Source organism: Butyricimonas sp. DFI.6.44, from assembly GCF_022132345.1.
Taxonomy (GTDB): Bacteria; Bacteroidota; Bacteroidia; order Bacteroidales; family Marinifilaceae; genus Butyricimonas; species Butyricimonas muris.
Window position 1 is genome coordinate 107,450 of the sequence record NZ_JAKNJD010000012.1, and the last position, 22,926, is coordinate 130,375.

A 22,926-nucleotide genomic window follows, 5' to 3' on the forward strand; every position below is an offset into this window, starting at 1 on the left:
TATGGAACTGGTACAACAACTTAAAGAGGATGGCAAGGCAAAAGGGCTTTGCCGGATGTGGCAAATGAAGCTGAAAACAGGGCTTGACTATGAGCAACTGATACAGCTTTATATCCGTGGTATAGATTTCTGTATATCGGAGAATTACCCCACGCTTGACTTTATACGGGAACACTTCAAAGGTAAATGCGAGGTTTACGGGGTGTTTGTGGATGATGAGGTTACAGATAAGGTGAATTTACCCGATGTGGTGCTGAATGGTGACTGCAAAGCTATGTTGGAGTATGACGGCTATTCCGTTTCACGGGTATATGCACGGCATGATTCCCATAGTGCCGTAAACGTGTCGGACAATGCGATTGTTACCATAGACGCTTTCGATAACTCGTATCTGTATGTGGCGGTAGCCGGAACGGATGCAAAGGTGCTTGTGAATCTGTATGGCAATGCCAAAGCGGATATAGAGGGAGTGGGGATAGAAGTTAGACAAATGAATAAAAATACTTACTGATATGGATAAGAACATGATTTTACACCTGCCTTTCGATGACCCGGACGGTAGTATAGCTTACGACTTTTCACAGTACCGCAACGATGCCACCTTATCGGAGGGTGCGGATTTTTCCAAGAAATCCAAAGTGGGTAAATCCCTTGCTTTGAATGGTACGGGCGAATGCGAAACGGCTCGTTCCATACCCTTTAGCGGTGATTTTACACTTTGTTTTTGGGTACTGCCTGTTTCTCAAAAGTTAGGCTGGGTGCTGAATATGCCCGGTATAGACAATTATAAAGAGCAATGGCTGGATGTAATGCCCGATGTCTGGATTTTCTTTGCTTTCGTTAAGTCCGGCAATATGCTTACCGTCTATGAGAACACGACCCGGATATTCAGTGAAATGTTGCCAAAGACACCAACGGGGCTTTCCATTAACGACCAATCACTATTTGGGACGAAAGCCTTACTGGACGAAGTGAAACTGTTTGACGTGGCGAAAGAACCCCGTGAAATATTCGAGTTGCAAAAAGATACGGATGTGGAATATTTCATAGACGGAAAGAACTTCAAGGAGTTTGGGGTATTTGTTTCCAAAAGTGCCGGATTGGTTGGACGGTTGGAGCGCAAAGAAGCCTTGCAAGTGGACTGGGACAACTATCACGGCATTGTAAGGGATAAGAAGCGACCACGCTACAAGGAACGCAATATTACGCTGGATTGCTTTATAGAGGCTTCGGGACGTGCCGCCTATGTGGAATGGGTAAACCTTTTCTTTTCCCGATTCGATGCGGAGGGAAACCACCGTTTGCGTGTGGATTATGACGGCAAGGCAAAGCCTTTGGTATATGAAGTGGAATTGCTGGATGAGGCAGACCCGGAAAAGAACTGGGGACAATATAGCAACGATTTGATGGTGGGCACATTCCGCTTAAAGCTGGTGGAAGATGAACCTGTGAAAAAGGTGCTTAGGTATATAGGTGGGACTGCAAACGGCAAAGCTACGATTACCGTCACTTCGTCCAAGCTGCTTAACATCTATTGGGGTGACGGCACGCACACTTACGATGTGTCTGGTAGCGAACAAACGATAGAACACACTTACGTTACACCCGGTGAATACGAGATAATCGTTTCGGGCGTGATTGAAGACATTGAAAAATTTGAAACCAACGCTATTGTGATATGGGAACTCTTGAAATAATCAAGCGCAACGGTGAAAAGATACGCTTGTTTTCCAAAGAGCCGTTTTGCACGCTGAAATCAGCCGCTCAAAACAGTTCCTTAATGGGGGATGATAACGTACAGCTTTCCATTGTTTCCTCTGAGTTACTTAATTTAGGCAAGGGAGATAAAATCATAGTGGAGGGTGAAGAATACACCATCCGCACTAAGGTGAACCGTGAAATGCTTTCGGACAACCATTATGTGCATGATGCCACTTTCTACGGGGTGATGTACGAGCTGATGAAAAGCCTGTATCGAAACACAGATGCAAACGGGAAATCCAGCAAAAGCACGTTTGACCTCACTTATAATATCCGGGACTTTGTAAAGGTGCTTATCTACAACGTGAGCCGTGACTATCCGGGCTTATGGGCTTTCGATGAAGCTAATTGCCCGGACACAGAACCCCGTACCATTTCCTTTGCCCGTAACAACTGCCTACAGGTTTTGCAAATGCTTTGCAGTGACCGTGAATTTGATTTGGAGTTTCTCATTACCCAAAAGGACGGGGTGCGTACCATTCACATAGGAAAGTTCGGTGCAAAGGTTGTGCCCCCGGGTGGCAACGCTTTCTTTGAGTGGGGTAAAGGCAACGGCTTGTACAAGCTCAAAGAGCAAAAGGTGGATGATAAGACCATTATCACGAGGCTTTGGGTGGAGGGTGGCACGACCAACATTCGGAGTGATTACAGGGACTATTCGGAACGCTTACAGCTTCCGTTTCCAGTGCGTTTGAACAAAAAGGAACACAAACTATGGGACGGTACAATAGTACCGCCTCAGAGCGAATATATAGGCATATCCGATGATAACAAGCGTTATTTGGAGGATGGCGATTTGAGGGATGCACTGGGCAGTGATGAGGATGCTGTGACGTATGATGATATTTTCCCGAAACGAACGGGTACGGTTACTGCTTTGGTGGCTGATGATATAAACAGCTTTATTGATGATACAATGGACTTTGACCTGAACGAGAAAGACGATAAGGGTACAAAGTATCTGATTAACGAGGTATCGGCAAAGATTACTTTCATTTCGGGTAAATTAGCTGGGCAACAATTTGAATTGGCGCAAAAGGGAGGGTACGACCATGCAACAAAAAGGTTTACGCTCATTCCATTTACGGACAACAGGGGGTTAACTATTCCTACCACTGAAAGCGAGGCTTACCGTATAACGGAGGGTGACACGTATAAGATTACGGATATTCGCCTGCCTAAATCTTATGAAGATGATGCAGAGGAAGATTTATGGTATGCCGGATATAACGAGTTCAAGCCACGCACACAGGCACGGGCGCAATATCAGCTTACCTTTGAACGCTCCTATTTTTTGAACGCTTTGCCAAGCGATAGCGAAACAACCGTCTTTCATGTGGGTAACTATGTACCCGTGAAAGATGAGCGTTTCGGTATTGAAAAGAATATCCGCATCCAAAAGGTGACAAAGAACCTGCTTGTGGAGCATGACTATACACTGACCCTTTCGGACATTACAGCCATTTCCCCAATCACTCAAACGGTTGTGGATGTGGGACGGCACGAAACAATCATAGAAAACAATCGGCTTCGGGACTTGACTAAGGCACGGAGGGGATGGCGCACAACAGAGGAACTGCGTACAATGGTGTATGATACGGACGGTTATTTTGACCCCGAAAACATCAAGCCCAATTCCATTGACACCAATATGCTTACGGTGGGGTCTAAAAGCCAACAGTTTGTTTTGATTGATGTGATACTACAAGCCAACGTGAACGGAATATCTAACCGCTTTGACGCTTCTGCCGGGGTATTGGCTCACTTGACTATTGATGATGAGATAATCAAGCATTGGAACATGGCGGCTGGCTCATTCACTCTATCAAGCCCAAAGGGGTACTATGTGTTTGCCAAATGCTCCAAAAAAAGCACGGATGGCATTTGGTATGTGACACAGGAACAACTAAAGGTTGAGCCAACCGAAGACCCGAACAACTATTATTTCCAAGTGGGTATATTGGGGTCGGTGCATTCAGATGATGATTTCAGGGACTTTACCACCACCTACGGATTTACCCGTATCAACGGGAACACTATCACTACGGGTAAGATTATAACAAGCGATAAGGAGTGCTATTTGGATTTGGACGGCAACAAGTTCCGTATCGGTGATTCTTCAAGTTCTATTGATTGGAACGTAACGGCAAAACGCCAATTAACGTTGCACAACGTCCGTTTGCTTTCTGATAGTGGGGACACCTCACATATCGGGGTGTTCCGTGGCACATATAACCCGAAGTACGTGTACTATGCCGGGGATGAGGTGGCTTACACGGTGATTGGTGAAACGTGTACCTACCGATACACCAACCCCACGCCAAGCATGGGCAACTTGCCTACCAATTCCGTATATTGGTCGGTTGTGGCGAAAGGTTCTACCGGGGATAAGGGAGAAAGCGGTTTATCCGTATTCTATACCTATAATGACAGTGAAACCAAGCCTGCCACCCCTACGGGGGATGGCTCTACGGGAGGTTGGCACAGAACTTCGTCCGAAAACGTGGTTTGGATGAGTATAAAGAACGCCAAGACCGATGCGGAGGGTGCGTGGGGTATTCCTTTTCGTGTGCGTGGTGCTGATGGTACTTCAATCAATATCAAAGGTTCTAAGGAAAATGTTTCACAACTGCCTACCGTTGGAAATTCAGAGGGCGATGCTTATCTAATCGGAGGCAACCTCTATATTTGGGATGGTACGAACTGGAAAGATGTTGGAGCTATTAAGGGGGAAGATGGAAAGAGTAGCTATCTTCACAAGAAGTATTCCGATGATGGCGGCAAAACGTTCACAGCCGGGAACGGTGAAACACCCGGAAGATGGTTGGGTTTGTACGTGGATATGATACCTACCGATAGCGACAAATCAAGTGCTTACAAGTGGAGCGACACGAAAGGACAAGACGGAACGCCCGGTTTACCCGGTGAAGATGGGCGTACTCCATACTTCCATATCAAGTATTCGGACAACGGGGGAATGTCGTTCACTGCAAACAATGGCGAAGAGCCGGGTGACTATATAGGGCAATACACCGACTATGTGCAGAAAGACAGTGATAATCCGATGGATTACACTTGGGCTTTGATTAAAGGCGAATCGGGTACAGGTGGAACGGATGCCGGAGCTGGCGAATATTACGAGTATCGTTACGCTAAAAATGGTTCGACTTTAGTACCGCCCGATTTGGATGTTAATTCTTCCAACCCTACCGGGTGGAGTACGGAAATGCCGAAAGTCGGAGCGTTGGAATATATTTGGTGTACAATGGCTAAGAAGTCCGGGCTTGCAGACCGTACCAAATTTCATTTGCCCATTGAAGCTAACGACACTTCAAGTATTGCCGATATTTCGGGTAACGGTTATAATGGTGTGCTGGGCGGTGGAACGGTGGTAAAGGACGGAACGAGATATGCCCTCAATCTGAGTGGTGGAATGGAGAGCTGTATTCCTTATGATTTACCCTTTGGAGAAAGTTTCACGCTCTGTTTTTGGATGAAGTCAGACCAAAATCAAGTCAAGTGGATGTTGAACGGATATAACGGTAGGCACTATGTGGAAAAGAGTATTGTAATCACGCCTAACACGTGGTTTCACCTTGCATTCCGTTTTAATGACCGTACCGTTACGGTATTCAAAAACGGGGAGCAATTACATAGTGGCAGCGTTAATATCATGGCTGTAGGCTTTGCTATTTACGATGATGATGTATTCGGCTCTGCCGTGTATTTCGATGATGTGCGTTTGCTGATGGGGGCTTTACCCGTGAATGACATTGCTTCCGTAATGAATGGCAAAGCGGACTTGATGATACAGAAATGGAGTACCCCTATCCGTGTAAATCCTTATGATGGTGAAGATGGAAAGCCGGGTGTTAGTGTGACATTGGCAGATGTGGAATATGCACAAAGCACGTCAAATTCCGTTGCGCCTACTACGGGTTGGCAAACAACCGCCCCGACATGGATAGATGGGCGGTATATTTGGAGTAGGACGAAAGTTTCTTATTCCGACAATACGACTACCTACACTAAGGCGGTTTGTATCACAGGCGGCAAAGGCTCTACAGGTAATAGCGGTGTTGGCGTAAGTTCTATCATTGAACAATACTACCTATCCAGTTCGGCAACCTCATTACTTAATGGCTCATGGAGTACGACACGCCCAACATGGAAAGACAAATGGTATATATGGACACGTTCGGTTATCACCTATACGAACGGAACGAGTGATACTACGGCTGCAATCTGTGTGACGGGAAGTAAAGGAGATAAAGGTGAAGATGGAAAGCCGGGTGATAAGGGGGAGAAAGGAGATAGCCCCGTACTTGTTTACAGGGGTATTTATGATTCATCCAAGACTTATTACGGGAATAGCAAGCGGTTGGATGCTGTAAAATACAACAATCAATACTATATAGCCCGTATAGATGCTGGAACTTTCACTGGGTTCGTACCGACTAATACAGGTAAATGGAATACTTTTGGAGCGCAATTTGAAACTATTGCCACAAACTTATTATTGGCTGAGGGGGCAAATATTGGAGATTGGTTTACTAAGGGTGGTAAGATTGTTTCCACTATGGATGATGGCAATAAGATAGAGTTGGATGCTTCAATGGCTCGTATTTATATTGAATCTTCAAGTGGTGGTGGTGATTATGCGCTTGTTGATTTTGGTGCAAAAATGACAATAGACGCTAACCGTGGAATTTTTGAAACAAGGGCTAAAAATGCACCGTCTTATTCTAATGCGGTTTCCTATATGTCCCCAACGGGAATATTCTCAAATATGGCAGGTACGGATGGTATGCCAGCAAGTAGCGGATATACACACCGTGGGGCTATTGTTGGGCTTGGGTTCGCTAATGTTCCGGCAAGTACATGGGCTGTAAATGTAGTAGATACAATCGTGGCAGGCGTTTATGGTAGGGCTTCCAATTCGGGGACTGCACCAGCCTTTGGCGGTTTCTTCTATGATTTATTTGCCGGAGGCTTGATTTTTGGTCGAAAGTGTATTACAGGAACGTCGAATAACACATGGTATTTGAATAGAGAAGATACCGTGGTTATAGGGTACACGTCTGCCGCATCAGTAGTGTATCTTCCGGCTTCTCCTAAAGAGGGACAGGTTATATTTGTAAAGCAGTGGTGGAGAGGCTATATGAGATTCAGACCAAGAAGCGGCTACCTAATCTATGATGATACTTCTGTAAATGACTACTACGATTTTGGAGAGGGTCAAGGTGGTATGTTTGTATATACCGTAGGATATGTAGATGGAGTTAAAAAACAAGCATGGTTAGTAAGTAGATGGAAATACTAAAAATATGGAAGAAAGAGTATTATACGGATATATGGATGGCGATTGCCTACAATGTATAGAAATAGCTCCCATCCCTCAAAAAATCAGAAATGAGAAAACGGGGGAAATAACAACACGTATGGTATCGGTTATTGAACAGGTGGCTGAACTGCCAACCATATACAAGCCGGTGGATGCAATAGATGAAAGTAAACAAAACTCAGATAAAGAGGGCTATGTTGTGCGCATTGTACCATACGATGCCGGGGATAGGATTTCATTCAGATACATAGAAGTCCCCGACTTTCAAAAGGTGGCACATGAGATTGAACGCTCAAAGGAGGTATTGGCAAGTAGCGATTATAAGGTAATCAAATGCTACGAAGCCGCCCTAATGGGTTCTGAAATGCCGTATGAGATAAAGGCATTGCATAATGAAAGGCAGTTGTTAAGAGATAAAATCAATGAACTTGAAGCACGTTATGCCTCGTTATATGATGATACACTTTAATTGTATCTATAAATGTGTTCATTAAACACATTTATGATTATATTTGCAGTTAAATAAACTTGATTTACTCAGTGAATTATGGAAACAACGATGTACAGCCTACGGATTCTTTCCAAAGGTAAGGTTACAGACCTTTCCAATGGTTTTGCTTTGGGTGGTGCTCCGTTTACCGTCTTTGTACGACCTAAAGAGGTTACGATGGAAACAAGCACGCTGCTTAAATGCAAGCTCATTTGTGATAAGGATTTTGGAATGTTCCCCGTACCTATCGGGGATTGGACGCCCGGAGCGATAACCGTAATATCCCCAAACGGTATCGACCTTTCGGTATATGATGTGTATTGGGGTGCTGGTGAAACTATTAAATAACTTATAGCTATGGGATTATTATTAGGAAGCGGAAACACGAAACCGCAATATCCTTACGACCAATGGTATGGGGTGCAAGGTGATTTCAATTCACAGGACTACAAGCTAAAGCGTGTGGGCAATTTGGATTTGCACCGTACATTACCTATTCAAGCGAAACTGAAACGCTTTGTGGAAAACCCGGACGGTTCGGTTAAGTATTACCTTAACCAAAATGACAGCCGTAAAAAGGATTCGGGTGCAACGGCTGTGATTGACAGCACGGACGGTAATGTAATGCTTGAAAAGCCGGAATATTACTTCAAATTGGAGATAGAGGGGACGAAATGGATTCGTGCCTATTCCGAATATCCGTTGCCCGGCTTTATCAAGATGGAACGAAAGACGGTAAGCCCGTGGTATGCAACGGTGGATATTACCAATTCTATAGCCGTTTCGGGCTGTTGGCTCACTTGGAATGGCGATGAGATTGCAAGGGATTCGGACGGCTTTGTTATTCTCAAAGCGAATGCGGCACAATTCAGAGGTGGTTCGGGTGCTGGTGATGCCGCTAAGGATGGTACTTACAATTCCATGTTGGGTATGCCCCGTACTTCCATTTCAAAGGCTGGTGTTCGTCCTTTCTGCAAGAACGGTACACACCACGGAGCGTACAGGGTGTACAATGAAATTGCTTGGTTGCAACGTGTGGAATATGCTTCTTTGCATTGTCAAGACACTTACACCGAAACACTGACCGCTGACGGATTCCATCAAGGCGGTTTGGGTAGTGGATGTGCTGTAAATGGTACGGAATGGAATACATGGGGCGGCTATAAACCGTTTGTACCTTGTGGTGTTACTGCAACGCTTGGAAACAACACGGGTAAGGTGTCCTACACTATCAAGGGATGGACTGGTGGCGATAAGGTGGTACAAGTAACCTCTTACCGTGGTTTGGAGACTCCTTTTGAATATTTGTGGCTGCTTGCTGATGATGTGTTGGTTTGGCATAAGGCTGATGTTTCTATTGCCTATGTATGTGAAGACCCGACCAAATTCACCTCTCATTCAGACAGTGCAACTACCGTGCCTGCCGGATATGAAGCTATTACGGAGTTCCCAAGAACTGACGGATATGTACTTTCTATGGCTCATTCCGCTAAGGGCTATTCCTTTGCCGAAAAGGTAGGAGGTGCAAGTAATAAGGGCTATTGTGATTATTACTATACGCCTGCTGATGATTCCAGCTTTACTGCTGGCTGGTATGGTGCCCTTTTGTCTGCGTATGCGGCTGCTGGTGCGTATGCGGGTTTCGGTTGTCTGGCTGCGATTTATCGTTCCTCGTATGCGTATGCGCGCATTGGGTTCCGCTTGTGCCGTTTTTGACGGACTGCAAAACTCGGTGAACGGAGCAACGAAAATGGCGTTGGATTGAAAAAATAAAAACATAACAGGGTTGTGGCGGCTGGTGCCCTTTTGTCTGCGAATGCGAATAATGGTGCGAATGCGGGTTTCGGTTATCTGAATGCGAATAATCGTTCCTCGAATGCGAATGCGAACATTGGGTTCCGCTTTTACCGTGGTTTCAACTTATAACTGTTGCTGCCACGCCCTTACCTCACAGGGACTATCGGCACGTCTGATAGTTGGTAAAATAATATGGATTAGGACGGTGCAAGTAAGTAATTGAAAGCTCTGTTTTAGAACAACGGCACAAATGGGTGTAGTAAAGACTGAATACGGGTTATGTTATACGGCTGATACCTGCTTTTATCAATACTCGGATTTTGAGGATTGCGGTTTATATGTCGGTGATACAGGAAAGATATTCATTTCCCAAGCTAAGAAGATTAAGAATGTCTATCACCTGATATATGAATGCTCCAACCTCATACGGGCGCAATATAAGGCACAGCAAGGCAAAGGAGAGCGTACCGAAATAACCAAGTTCAACGAGAATATTTTGGAGAATTTGGATGGCTTGTACTGGGACTTGCGCAATGAAACTTATACCCCCGGAGAGTATCGGATTAAGGTTATATATGAGCCGAAAGAAAGGGTGATTATGATTGCCCCGTTCTTCCCGGACAGGATAGTACACCATTGCATTATTAATGTGTTGGGGCGTTACTGGACTAACTTCTTCATTGCGAACACATACGCTTGTATCAAAGGGCGTGGTATTCATAAATGTATGGAGGATGTGCATACGGCTTTAATCATAGACAGAATGGGTACACGATTCTGTTTGAAGATTGACATCAAGAAGTTCTATGATAACATAGACCACGTAGCATTGAAAAAGATAATCCGCTACACCATAGCGGACGAACAACTGCTAAGGCTGTTGGATAAGATAATAGATAGTAACGGTAAAGACAAAGGGCTGCCAATAGGCAATTTCACAAGCCAATATTTTGCTAATCTCTATTTGGCATACTTCGACCATTGGGTTAAAGAGGAACTGGCTAAGATAGTGATGAAGCGTTTTGGAGTGAAAATCTACTACTATCGCTATATGGATGATATGGTGATACTATGCGCTGACAAAGAGGCACTGCATTTCGTACTCGACATGATGGGGCTTTACTTGGGTGGCGAATTGAAAGTAGAGATTAAAAGCAACTGGCAGATATTCCCGGTTGATGCTCGTAGCATTGATTATGTGGGATTCAAACAAAACCATTACGGCATATTGCTAAGAAGCGGTATTCTGAAAAGGTTTTATAAGAAATTCCACCGCACCATCAATAAATACGAAATCAAAGATGAAACGGATATTAAACACCTCTTCCCGTCTGAATATGGCTGGATAATCAGATGCTCGGAGGAACACAGTAAATTCATTTTTAATAATTGTTTGAACGATGGAAGCAAATGTTTTGACTACAGGGTTGCTGGCTAAGACTAAGCCGGAAGTGATAGACTCTCTTAATAACGGGCAGGGAACGTTCCTTTATAACCATAATATCAAAGAGGTTAAGGTTATTGCCGACAAAGAGGGTAGCATTGAGATTACGACTGATGTGGAACGTGCCACTGGCACGATGTTCCAATATGACAGCGTGAGGGTGGAATATCCTAAGACGGCTGATAATATTTTCAGTACGTTGCTTACTGCAAAATACCCGGCTAAGACAGAAAGTAAGCTGGTAAACGAATATCAGTCTGCCATGCTGGGCTTGCTTGCCGAAAGTGCGAAAGCCCCCTATGAGGACTTTTTGAAAGACCGTTTGGCTATTCGTGAAATGGTAGATGCCGATTGTGAAACCTATAACATACCGATGGACTTATGAACGAAGTAGTGGACTTTGAGGAAACTGAATCCTTGAATGAAGATATTTTCGATTGTGAATATACCTCAGTAGATGCCGTGATTAATGAGGTCACGGTGTTTACGGGGTGTAAGGAAAGACAGACAGAGAACGGAACGAGAACACTTATCGCCTATGGCGAAGGTATCGGTGCATCCGCTTTCTATACTGACAGCAAGAAGTTGAAAGATGTTGTTTTAGACCCGAAGCGCAAATATCCGTTTCGTGCCGTTATCAAAGTGGTACGCTATGGAACGATGTATGGGTTTAAGTTCTTTCCACCGAATACTCCAATCACGCAGGAGGATAGAGATAACTTTGAGTATTACAAGCGAAACAAGTATAAGAAAAACCGATGATGGAAGAAAGTTTAAAAGTGGCACAAGGCATAAGCGATTTTGGCTTTATGGTGATAGTGTGCGCTGTGTTCCTCTGTTTGGCGGCTGCACTTATGATAGCTTGTTTCAAGTGGTTCAAGTCTATCATTAACGGCATGATTAAAGGCAATCAGTCTATGGTAGCCGAACTTCTGACGGAAACCAAGAATCAGAATGATATGCTTACGGATATTGCGGAGGGGTTGCGCCCGGAAACGCAGCTAAGGATAAAGAATACTTCGGGTATATACTTTGACCTTGCTATAGAAAGGGTGTGCCGGATTATTCGGAAAGTGAGAGAGGAAAACCACATAGCCGACCATGAAGCTACAAAGGCTAAGATACACACATTGATAATGAACTTGCACGAAGATAGGAATAGCAGGTTTGACTACTATACCTATCGGGGCAAACGCTTATCCAGCTACACGTCCCCCGAATGGATTGAGTGGGTGGAGCAATGCGTATTGAGTGAGGTATATGCTGAAAGCGTGAATAACGGCAGGACTTATACCAATGTACAGACGGTTTATGACCGTATAAAAATAGATTTTTACCATAAATTGAATCAAGAATGAAGATACTTATAGACAATGGGCATGGAGAAAATACACCGGGTAAACGCAGCCCGGATGGAACTTTCAGAGAATATGCCTATACGAGAGAAATTGCGGATGAAGTCGTGCGTGAACTGGCTAAACGTGGCTATGTAGCGGAACGCATTGTTAAGGAGAGCTTGGACGTGCCTTTGGCTGAACGTGCAAGGCGTGTGAACGAGGTTTGCGCCAGATATGGGGCTAATAACGTGTTGCTTGTTTCCATCCACTGCAATGCTGCTGGGAGTGGCGAATGGATGAATGCCCGTGGGTGGTCTGCCTATACTACTAAGGGCAAAACGAAAGCTGACGAACTGGCAAACCGAATGTATGATGCTGCCGCTTGCTTTATTACCGGGCAAAAGATTAGGCGTGACTATTCGGATGGCGACCCGGATTGGGAGGAAAATTTCTACATCCTTTCCAAGACGAAATGTCCGGCAGTGCTGACGGAAAATTTCTTCATGGATAACAAGGAGGATATTGCTTACCTTACATCTATGGAGGGGAAACAAAACATTGTGAACACCCACGTAGAGGGTATAATCCAATACATCAAAGAATATGAGAAATAAAGCGTTTTTGATATTAATCGCCCTCTGTGGGCTTTTGATGGCGGCTACCTTTGGGCTATGGGCTTATTGTTCCAAGTTGAAATCAGAAAAGGAAAGGTTGGATGGCAACCAAACCGCCTTGTTGGAGAAAGTCGAATTTTACCAAACAGAATCCGGGAAATCCGCTGCCTCTGTACAGGCATTGACTTTATCCAAGTCTGAGGTGGAAAAGCATTGTGCTGACTTGACGAATACCGTTAAGGAACTTGACCTGAAAGTAAAGAGGTTGCAAGCGGCTTCCACGACTGCGACAAAAACGGAGGTGGAGGTACAAACCATAGTTAAGGATAGTATTATATACCGTGATACATCCTATCTTAAAGTCCAAGCGATACGATGGAAAGACCCGTGGATAAATGTTGATGGCTTAATCATGCTCGATAAGAAACTGGATTTACGCATACAATCTGTAGATACCCTATTTCAAGTAGTGCATAGAGTGCCTAAGCAATGGTTGTTTTTCCGATGGGGAACAAAGGCTATTAGGCAAGAAATTGTAAGTAGCAATCCCCATACCAAAATAGTGTATTCGGAATATATAGAATTAAAGAAACGGAAAAAGAAATGATTAGGTGTTAGTAATAGAGTAGAACTATTGTTCTGAGCCGGGTTCGCTGTGAAGTGCGCCCGGTTTTTCTTTGTCCTTTGAAATAAAAGTCATATCTTTGCAGTGCCGATTCTGAAAATCGGTGTTGCATTGTACCCCTGTATTCTTCTTTTGGAGAGGCAGGGGTATTCAACAAAAATACAAAAGTTCTACTATAGTTCTACGAAAAATTAAAATAACCTCGCAAGTGATTGATACTCAAAGTTGGGTTAGAAGTTTCCTAAACTTTAAATGGCAGTTCGATTCTGCCCGGGGGTACGGTTAGACTTGATGGTGTTTTGCTGTCAAGTCTTTCTTTTTAAAATCCAAAGATGATAAATTGTAAGTTTTTGCGCAGGATTGCGATAGCCCGTTTATAATGTGTTTTTGCGGTTGATTCGGCGATATCCAGCTCTTTGGCGATAGAAGGGAGAGTCTTGTGTTCTACTGCGTGTTTTAATAGCACCTCTTTTTGTTTTTCCGGTAATTGGGTGAGGATTTGATTCAAACGGCGATGCAGATTTTCGTCCGGTTCTTCGTCCGGGAGGTTAGAAAAGAGAATGGCTTCGATCATCTTGTCTTGGTTATTGTCGTGAATTTTAAGATCACGGATATATTTCAGACAAGCGTTTTTGACAATCGTGAGCAAGTAAGCGATGATATTACGGTTTTCATTGTATTTGTCCAAGTTGCACCATAACGTGAAGAAGGCTTCTTGTACAAGATTTTCCGCTTCATCCCAGTCGTAAAGGTAACGCATGGCGTAATGTTGGAATTTTGAGAAATATTCCAAGTACATGACACGAAAGGCTTCTTCATCTCGCCTTTTGATTCTTTTTCCAAGTTCATTGATATTTATTTCTTCGTTCATGTGAAATGGATTTTGATTACAAATTTATTTATATTCTCGATTCTTTGACAAAAAAGATAAAAATATTGTCCCCCGTTTTGGAGTTGTGTGGATATTATACTTGAAAATGGAAATATAAAGTATATGAAGCAGGATGAATATATAGATTGGAATTTACTTATGCGGGGCATGAACGGGGAGCTGTCAGAAGAGGAAAAAGCATCTTTTGAAGAATGGATGACAGACTGGAAGCATCGGGAGTATTATGAACGGATGGTTGCCGAATGGAATGAGGATGTGGTACACGAAACGAATATGCCGAGAGTCATGTTGCGATTGGATAGCATGTTGAAAGAGCAGAAACGACAACGGCGTTTGACTTTACGTCGGAAATGGTTAGGTTGGAGTGCTGCGGCTGTGTTATTACTGGGTATCGGGGGAATATTTATGATAGAGAATCGGGCAATAGAGGAGGAAAATGTAACGGTTGCAGAGATTACCCCGGGGGAGAGCAAAGCAATTCTAGTACTGGCTGACGGGACGAATGTAAACTTGGATAAAACGACAGACACGGCTCGATTGGCGATAGGGGTGGCGGAAATTATACGAAACGAGGGAAAAATCACTTTCATGGGGGATGGGGAGGCAGGTGAGTTGGCGTACAACACGGTTATTATTCCCAAGGGGGGTGAGTATCATGTGGTATTGAGTGACAAGAGTGAGATTTGGCTGAATGCGGATTCGGAATTAAAATTCCCCGTGAATCTTAAGGGACGGGAACGTCGGGTGATTCTTTCGGGAGAAGCGTATTTTAAGGTGGCGCATGATACGGAACGTCCGTTTGTGGTGGAAACAGATTTGGGAAATGTAAGGGTTTACGGGACGGAATTCAATGTGAAGAGGTACATGGGGGAAAAGGAGATAAAAACTACTTTGGTGGAGGGAAGCGTGGGATTTTGCAAGAAAGACGACAAGGAGAATTATATAAAAATCAAACCGGGGTTCCAGATCAGTTATGAAAATGGCGGGAATCCGGTTGTTCAGGAAGTGAAGGTTGATAACGAGATTGCTTGGAAAAGTAAACAATTCCGTTTCGAACGTTGTCCTTTGAATGAGATCATGAATGATGTCATGCGTTGGTACAACGTGGATATCTCGTTTAGTGATGAGACGTTGAAAAAGTTGTATTTCACGGGGACATTGAATCGTTATGCCAAAATTGAAACTTTATTACGCTTTTTTGAAGAAGGGTGTGATATTAAGTTTGAGATAAAAGGCCGGAGTATTGTGGTTATGAAAAGATAAAAAAGTACGAGTCGTAAGTTTGGCGACCTAAACTCGTACCTCTAACAAGTTTCACATTAATGTTAACATGTAAACAATCAAAAGTATGAAAAAAAATCGGTTTGACAGGCAAGGTATTCCTGTTAATTTAAGAAAAATGTTTTCGGGCATGAAATTACGCGTTGTTTTCATTCTGTTATTAACGTTTACTGTTTCGAGTGCCATTTTGGCGCAATCGAAAACAGTAACGTTGAACGTGAAATCGGAACCGCTGAGTGATGTTCTGATTTATATTAAGGATGCGACGGGAGTACAGATTATTTTTAACGAGAATCAATTGGAAAAAGTGATGTGCGGTCCTGTGTCATTGAAAGATGTTTCGGTAAAAGAGGCTATTGATGCTGTGTTGAAAGGGAAGGGTTTCTTTTGCGAGGTGCTTGACGGAGTTTATGTTATAAAACGAGAAACGAAAAAAGAAGAGGTGAAGAAGTTGACGATTACCGGGAAGGTGGTCGACGTGCAGAATAATCCGCTTCCGGGAGTGACCGTGCGTATCAAGGGTACGACGTTGGGTGTTGCCACGGATGTTGATGGAAATTATTCTATCACGTTGACGGCCGGACAGGAGAAACCGGTGCTGGTCTTTTCGTTTGTCGGCATGACTTCGAAAGAGGTCGTATATGCAGACAAGGATGTAATTAACGTGACATTGGAAGATGAGACCTCAGAGATTGATGAGGTCGTGGTTACCGGTATCTTCAAGAAAGCGAAAGAAAGTTATACGGGGGCAGTTTCAAGCATTACTTCAGAGCAATTGAAAATGTACAAGGGACAAAACGTGTTGCAGACATTGAAAAATATTGATGCATCGTTGAATTTTATGGTGAATAATGCGGTCGGAAGTAACCCGAACGCTATTCCTCAAATCAATATCCGGGGTAATTCTTCATTGCCCATGAGCGTGCAGGAGTATAACGAGAGTGCATCTAATGCTGTTAATACTCCCTTGATTATCATGGATGGTTTCGAGATCACGCTGGAGAAATTGATGGACTATAATGATGATGAGATTGAATCGATCAACATATTGAAGGATGCGGCGGCCACGGCTATTTACGGTTCAAGGGGATCGAACGGTGTGATAGTGGTAATTACCAAACAACCGGAGGCAGGTAAATTGAGGATTAACGCGGAGATTGGGATGGATATCGAGGCGCCGGATTTGAGTTCTTATGACCTGTTAAATGCTGCAGAGAAGCTTCAGTTGGAAAAGATGTCTGGGTTGTACGAGTCTTCTTTACCGGGAAATGACGTGAGATACACGGAAAGATATAACAAGCGTTTGAAGGCTGTACTTGCAGGGGTTGACACGGATTGGTTGAGTAAGCCTTTACACACGGGCGTGGGATCTCATTATAATTTGCGAATGGAAGGGGGAAGTGAACAATTTCGGTGGAGCGGTTCTTTGGCGTATAAAAATGTAGTCGGGGCGATGAAAGGTTCTTCCCGGCGTAATTTCAACGGTTCGATCACGTTGATGTATACGATTGATAATTTGATTTTCAAGAATTACACGTCTTACGGGATGAATCGGGGATGCGAAAGCAGGTATGGTTCGTTCAGTACTTATGCAGAACAACAGCCGTATGATGCGCCGTATGATGAGAACGGTAATCTCGTGCGTTATTTTGACGGTTTTCGTTATAGTGATCTGGATAGGCAGAATCCGTTGTATGATGCCTCGTTAAATTCTTTTGATAAAACGGGATATCAATCATTGACTAATAATTTCTCGATCGAGTGGAATATTATGGAAGGATTGATGCTGAGGGGGCAATTAGGTATTTCCAGCACGGATAATAGTAGTGATTATTTCTTACCGGCAGAGCATTCTTATTTCACAACCGGGGATAAAAAAGCGGAATATGCCACGGATGAAGGTTTTTTTCGTAGAGGGTTATATCGCTACGGAACCGGGAAAGAGTATAGTTACAGCGGAAATGTCACGATGACGTATAATAGAACTTTTGCGGAAAAACATCTTTTGTCCGTGGGTATTGATTGGTCATTGGCGGAGACTCAATCTCGTTCGTATAGTTTTGAGTTGGAAGGATTCTCGAGTGAAGATATGAGTTTTCTGGGGAATGCCCGACAATATATGAAAGACGGGATTCCTAACGGATTGAAAACAAGTACCCGCCGTTTCGGGTTGACCGGGAACGTGAATTATATTTATGACGGTCGTTATTACGTGGATTTGGCTTACCGGGTTGACGGTAGTTCCACGTTCGGGAGTGACAAGAAGTATGCCCCGTTCTGGAGTTCCGGTATCGGATGGAATTTGCATAACGAGTCTTTCTTGCAAGGTCATCCGGTAATAACCATGCTGAGGTTGAAGGGGTCTTACGGTGAAACAGGTTCGCAGCAGGGGTCATCTACCGGGGCATCGACAACTTACAAGTATTCCACGGATAACAAGTATATGAATTGGAACGGGGCGATTCTGCAAGGATGGGGAAATCCGAGGTTAACGTGGCAAAAAACGAACGAGTTGAATGTAGGCATGGAAGTTGGTTTGTGGGCAGGGCGTTTGAAAGGTGAATTGAACGTGTACACGAAAAAGACTGCAAATCTTCTTTCCAGTATGGATTTGCCATTGTCCATGGGTTACTCTTCTTATATCGCGAATGTCGGGGAGGTGAAGAATAATGGTTGGGAGTTGGCTTTGAGCGGGTATGCTATTCGTGATTATGAGCGGGAGGTTACTTTGATGTTTAGCGGGCAATTGGTATATAATAAGAATCGTATCACGAAACTTTCGGAGGCGATTAAGGCGCAGAATGAATTGTATTTACAAGAGGACGTGGACGTGAGCAACTTGTTCTACGAGGGACGCCCGCAAAACGCTATTTATGCTGTTCGTTCTTTGGGGATTGACCCAAGTACGGGTAACGAGATTTTTCTTGATAAGGACGGAAATATCACGGATACTTGGAAGCCGTCGGATAAGGTGTATTTGGGTGCGAAAGAGCAGAAATACCGGGGGAACGGTAGTATCCTGTTTATGTGGAAAGGGTTGACGGTGAATGTTGCCTGTTCTTATTACTGGGGAGGTAAAGCGTATAATGAAACTTTGTTGAACAAGGTGGAGGTGACAAAAAATACCTTGACTAGCCAAAATGTGGACGCCCGTGTGCTAAAAGCCCGGTGGTTTCAAGCGGGTGACGTGACGTTCTTCAAGCAACTGAGTAATACCCAAACTCGTGCGACATCCCGTTTCGTGATGAATGATAACGTGTTCGAGATATCTTCTGTCGGGATACAATATCGTTGGGATTCTCCTTGGGTTCAGAAATATACTCGTGCCGGTTCTATCACTTTTGGCGTGAATATGTCTGATATTCTGCATTTGTCATCCATTAAAATGGAGCGCGGAACCAGTTACCCGTATGCTCGTAATATTCAAGGATATATTAAGTTCTTATTCTAACATGTAATATTAAAAACTGTATTTATGAAAAGATTATATATCATAACGGTAGTCATGGCTTTGTTTTCCGTTTCCTGTAATGATTGGTTGGATGTGCGGCCGGACACGGAACAGAAAGACAAAGACTTGTTTACCACGTACAAGGGATTTCAGGATGCTCTCACGGGTTGTTACATGAGTTTAGCCGGTCAAGATATTTACGGGGAGAGATTGACAATGTCTAATATCGAATCATTGGCAAATCTTTGGTATCAATTCCGTAATTCGACTCGTTACGAGGATAATGATTTGATGGAACATAATTACACGAGTGATTATTCTAAGGCCGCGATCAAAACGATATATGCCGGGTTGTTTAACGTGATTGCTCAGGCTAATATGATTATTAAGTACGCCGAGAAAAATGGTGATGTCATCGAAGATCCGGCGGCTCGTGCCGTGATTACGGGAGAGGCTTACGCCATCCGTGCTTTTTGTCAGTTGGATGTGCTTCGCTTGTTCGGGCAGATGCCGCAAGGAGCAAGCCAACAAGTTGAATTACCCTATTCTGAAACTACCTCTATTGACGAAATGCCTGCTTACTATGGTTTCGATGCTTACGTGGCAAAACTAGAAAGCGATTTGGTTAAAGCGGAATCTTTCTTGAAAGATAGTGATCCGGTGTTTCAATATACTTTCTCCAACTTGAATTCTGTAAGCGGGAATGAATTGAATGACAGTTATATGTATTATCGTCAAGCTAGAATGAACTATTGGGCGGTGAAAGCAATTCAAGCCAGAATGTACCTTTATTTGGGAAAAAAAGAAAAGGCTTACGCGTTGGCGAAAGGAATTATAGACGCCAAAGGTGTGGATGGAAAACCTGTCATGACAATGAGTGGCGAAACGGATATCGCAAAAGGGTATAAGACTTGTCCGTCCGAATGCCTGTTGTATCTCAGTAAATATAACGTGAAAACCTACTCGACGGAATTTTTGCTTGGAAATCAGACAGACGTGCAGGTTGGTTCGGGACATTTGGTTGTCTCCCATTCGATGTTGACAGATTTGTACGCGGGACAGAATACGGGTTCGCATAACAGATATTTGAATTGCTGGAACCGGAACGTGAAAGATGCGTCGGCTAGCCTATATGCGGCGATCACGAAGTATTATTTCGCGGATGATGCTGAAAATCAAATGCTGTATTATCAGATTATTCCGATGTTGCGTATGTCCGAAGTTTATTTGATTGCTATGGAAACATCTTCCGATTTGGATGAGATAAACGGGTGGTATACGGATTACATGTTGGCTCATAACGTGGTGTTGAATGAAGCGGGATTTTCTTCCTTGAACGATGTTCCCAAGGAGCTCGTGAACGAGTATCGCCGGGAGTTTTATGGAGAGGGGCAGATGTTCTATACCTACAAGAGAACCGGAACGGCAAGTATGCTTTGGGGTAATGGGACGGCTGACGAGAAAGTATATATTCTTCCTTTGCCGGAAACCGAATATAATCCTAATTCTCAAATAAAGTAAATGATTATGAAACAGTTGATAAATATAATGATCGGTTGTATCCTACTTTTGGGGATGAGTTCTTGCGAAAAAGATTTGCCGGTGTATAGTACGTCGGATTGCTGGTTAAATTTCGTTTATTACAATTATGACGGAACTATCGTGGAAACGGAAAAGGTTACGGACGAGATGAGATACGCCTCGTATTCATTCGTGTATGCCGGGGAAGATGTGGACGTTGATACGGTTTGGTTCAAAATATCAACGATGGGTTTCGTGTCGGATGAAGATCGACCGTTGGAGTTGGAGCAGGTTCTTACCGGGCAGAATGATGCGAAAGCAGATGTACATTATGTCGCCTTCACGAATGAAGAGTTGAAAGCGAAATACTACATCATCCCTGCTCGTAAAACGATAACGGAAATTCCGGTGGTTGTAAAAAAGGATCCTTCATTGGAGAATGGAGATGTCACGTTACAATTTACATTCAAGGATAACGGTTATTTTAAACCGGGATATGCGGGATTGACTGTCCGTGTGCTGTCAATCTCTGCAAAATTGACGAAACCTTCGGTATGGGAGGAATATTATTGTGATTATTCATTTGGCCTTTACGGAACAGAAAAACATCGTTTGATGATAGAATGGACAGACAAGAAATGGGATGACGAGTATATCAAGGAACTGATGGAGGGTGACAGTGCTTATGTCGATTATCTGGCAGGATGGTTTGCTCGGAAGTTAGAGGAAGAGAATGCCAAAAGGATAGCGGAAAATAAGGAACCTTACAAAGAAGAAGACGGTACCCCGGTAAGTTTTGAACCGAAATCTTGGAATTGATAATTTAATGGATGATAGTATGAAAAAAAATATTTTATTAGCCGTATTGTTTACATTGTTCGGGCTAGTTGCCTGTTACGATGATGATAGTAGTTTGGCAACCAGAGAGATTGGCGATATTGCGATTGATACATTGAAAGATGCTTCAATTATCTCTTATAGTGGAAATAAATTGGAACGGGAACCGAAAATCGAGACGAAATATTCGGAAGAGCAGTTAGCTTACGCGTGGTATATTTATAAAGAGGATCAACAAGAGGGATTCCGGACGAATAAAATCGATTCCGTGAAGAATTTATCGTACGAGATAAATTTGGCGGCCGGGAATTACACGGTTGTGTTTGAAGTGACGGCTAAAGAGAACGGTTATTCAGTTGCGGAAGAGATGAAATTAGCTGTTTCCACGACTTTTTCTCAAGGTTTTTACATCTTGAAAGAAACGGCGGAAGGGAACTCGGAATTGGACGTATATACACAAGACGGTCTTGTTTCAGATCTTTTGACGAACTCGCAAGGGGAACCGTTGATTGGGGCTCCTCGTAATTTGTCCGTGTGTTTCGGGCAGGCTTTTATTGATACGGAAGAGAACGTAATGGCAACGGGCAACACGGTATGTGTTACCACGGAACAGAATAAATTTGCCTGTTTCCGTACGGTGGATATGTTGAAAGTTTTTGATAATTCGAATTTACTTTTCGAGGAAATGGAGGCCGATGAGTCCCCTTATTGTATGGTTAGAAGTCTTTCGAGTATATTTTATTTTTCCAGTAAAGGCATCCGTTCTGCTTCTACCGATGAAAATAGCGGTAAAATGGGCTTCCCCTTGGATAGTGAAAGCAGTAAGCATGTGCAAATAGTGAACGGGGGATTCGGAGGTCATGTATACTGGAATAATAGTAAACATCGTGTCATGACGGTGGATTATAATTGTTCCGGTGTATCGGAAGTTGAGTTCAATACGGAAGTGAATCAAGATAATTTGGAATGCCTGTCGAGTGGACTTAATTACGTGGGAGGAAGTGAGATGATCTATTTCCTGTGTCAGGATAAAACTTCGGGAGTCCGGTATTTGTATTTGCTTTCCGGGGGAAATATCGTGGAGATTAGGCCTTTAAAATCTAATTTGCATTTGGCTCAAGGGGATATTATTGCGGGCAACGGTTTGACGGGAACATTGATTTATTGTGTGCATGATAATAAATTATACGGTTATAATTTTGATGCCGAGAGTGAAATGGAGATTCCGATAACCGGCATCCCGGAAGGAGCTACAATTTCTTATTTCTCCAATCAATATTGGAACATGGGGTTATTCGGGGATACATCGTTGAATTTTGACAACATAGTGGTCGGGACACAGGAAGGTGATAATTATACCGTGTATTTGTATAATATACGCGGAGGACAACCTTACGGGGGACCTATAACAGTTTTCTCCGGCGAAGGCAAACTGAGAAGTGTGCGGTATGTTTGTCAGGCGGCTGTGGATATGACTGCCATGCTGGGACCTATGTATGGATTTGGTCCATGTTTCCCTTATTGATAATAAC

General features: G+C 43.5%; 18 protein-coding genes. 17 read left to right on the plus strand and 1 reads right to left on the minus strand.

Features of this window, described 5'->3' with window-relative positions; translation table 11 throughout:
• Window position 1: 1 nt before the first annotated feature.
• The 12 genes from L0M98_RS16725 (at window position 2) to L0M98_RS16780 (ending at window position 13,394) form a co-directional block, all read left to right on the plus strand.
• Window positions 2-511: a hypothetical protein gene (locus L0M98_RS16725; protein ID WP_007219361.1), complete on the plus strand. Its 510-nt coding sequence runs from the start codon at window positions 2-4 to the stop codon at window positions 509-511.
• Window position 512: 1 nt separating this feature from the next.
• A complete protein-coding gene (locus tag L0M98_RS16730; RefSeq protein ID WP_007219362.1) occupies window positions 513-1,697 on the plus strand; it encodes a hypothetical protein in 1,185 nt (394 codons plus the stop codon).
• Window positions 1,679-7,084 carry a LamG domain-containing protein gene (locus L0M98_RS16735; RefSeq protein ID WP_227216985.1) on the plus strand — a complete coding sequence of 1,802 codons (5,406 nt, stop codon included), beginning with the start codon at window positions 1,679-1,681 and terminating at the stop codon, window positions 7,082-7,084. The genes L0M98_RS16730 and L0M98_RS16735 overlap by 19 nt, the downstream gene beginning before the upstream one ends.
• A 4-nt stretch (window positions 7,085-7,088) precedes the next feature.
• Entirely contained in the window at window positions 7,089-7,574 is a 486-nt protein-coding gene (locus L0M98_RS16740; protein WP_007219364.1) for a hypothetical protein, read from the plus strand.
• A 78-nt stretch (window positions 7,575-7,652) separates the two neighbouring features.
• Window positions 7,653-7,943 (plus strand): hypothetical protein, encoded by a 291-nt coding sequence (locus L0M98_RS16745; RefSeq protein ID WP_227087630.1) that lies wholly within the window; start codon window positions 7,653-7,655, stop codon window positions 7,941-7,943.
• Between the two features lie 9 nt (window positions 7,944-7,952).
• Window positions 7,953-9,311, plus strand: coding sequence for a hypothetical protein (locus tag L0M98_RS16750; protein ID WP_227216986.1), 1,359 nt, complete (start codon window positions 7,953-7,955; stop codon window positions 9,309-9,311).
• A 331-nt stretch (window positions 9,312-9,642) separates the two neighbouring features.
• Entirely contained in the window at window positions 9,643-10,830 is a 1,188-nt protein-coding gene (locus L0M98_RS16755; RefSeq protein ID WP_007219367.1) for a reverse transcriptase/maturase family protein, read from the plus strand.
• Window positions 10,793-11,221: a hypothetical protein gene (locus L0M98_RS16760; protein ID WP_007219368.1), complete on the plus strand. Its 429-nt coding sequence runs from the start codon at window positions 10,793-10,795 to the stop codon at window positions 11,219-11,221. The genes L0M98_RS16755 and L0M98_RS16760 overlap by 38 nt, the downstream gene beginning before the upstream one ends.
• A complete protein-coding gene (locus tag L0M98_RS16765; protein WP_007219369.1) occupies window positions 11,218-11,598 on the plus strand; it encodes a hypothetical protein in 381 nt (126 codons plus the stop codon). Before L0M98_RS16760 ends, L0M98_RS16765 begins: the two co-directional genes overlap by 4 nt.
• A complete protein-coding gene (locus tag L0M98_RS16770) occupies window positions 11,598-12,194 on the plus strand; it encodes a hypothetical protein (protein ID WP_155160005.1) in 597 nt (198 codons plus the stop codon). The genes L0M98_RS16765 and L0M98_RS16770 overlap by 1 nt, the downstream gene beginning before the upstream one ends.
• A complete protein-coding gene (locus tag L0M98_RS16775) occupies window positions 12,191-12,787 on the plus strand; it encodes an N-acetylmuramoyl-L-alanine amidase (RefSeq protein ID WP_007219371.1) in 597 nt (198 codons plus the stop codon). The genes L0M98_RS16770 and L0M98_RS16775 overlap by 4 nt, the downstream gene beginning before the upstream one ends.
• Window positions 12,777-13,394 (plus strand): DUF6549 family protein, encoded by a 618-nt coding sequence (locus L0M98_RS16780; RefSeq protein ID WP_034754867.1) that lies wholly within the window; start codon window positions 12,777-12,779, stop codon window positions 13,392-13,394. Before L0M98_RS16775 ends, L0M98_RS16780 begins: the two co-directional genes overlap by 11 nt.
• Before the next feature lie 337 nt (window positions 13,395-13,731).
• On the opposite strand, the gene L0M98_RS16785 is transcribed toward L0M98_RS16780, so the two are convergent.
• Entirely contained in the window at window positions 13,732-14,283 is a 552-nt protein-coding gene (locus L0M98_RS16785) for an RNA polymerase sigma factor (protein WP_099291294.1), read from the minus strand.
• A 123-nt stretch (window positions 14,284-14,406) separates the two neighbouring features.
• Here L0M98_RS16785 and L0M98_RS16790 point away from each other — a divergent pair, with 123 nt between their 5' ends.
• The 5 genes from L0M98_RS16790 to L0M98_RS16810 all read left to right on the plus strand — a co-directional run bounded on the left by L0M98_RS16790 (window position 14,407) and on the right by L0M98_RS16810 (window position 22,919).
• Window positions 14,407-15,567: a FecR family protein gene (locus L0M98_RS16790; RefSeq protein WP_186974854.1), complete on the plus strand. Its 1,161-nt coding sequence runs from the start codon at window positions 14,407-14,409 to the stop codon at window positions 15,565-15,567.
• An 85-nt stretch (window positions 15,568-15,652) separates the two neighbouring features.
• Window positions 15,653-19,036, plus strand: coding sequence for a SusC/RagA family TonB-linked outer membrane protein (locus L0M98_RS16795; RefSeq protein ID WP_099291292.1), 3,384 nt, complete (start codon window positions 15,653-15,655; stop codon window positions 19,034-19,036).
• A 24-nt stretch (window positions 19,037-19,060) separates the two neighbouring features.
• Entirely contained in the window at window positions 19,061-20,557 is a 1,497-nt protein-coding gene (locus tag L0M98_RS16800) for a RagB/SusD family nutrient uptake outer membrane protein (protein WP_227216987.1), read from the plus strand.
• Window positions 20,558-20,563: 6 nt separating this feature from the next.
• Window positions 20,564-21,376, plus strand: coding sequence for a DUF4843 domain-containing protein (locus L0M98_RS16805; RefSeq protein ID WP_176554983.1), 813 nt, complete (start codon window positions 20,564-20,566; stop codon window positions 21,374-21,376).
• A 19-nt stretch (window positions 21,377-21,395) separates the two neighbouring features.
• A complete protein-coding gene (locus L0M98_RS16810) occupies window positions 21,396-22,919 on the plus strand; it encodes a PKD-like family lipoprotein (RefSeq protein WP_227216988.1) in 1,524 nt (507 codons plus the stop codon).
• Window positions 22,920-22,926: the final 7 nt, after the last annotated feature.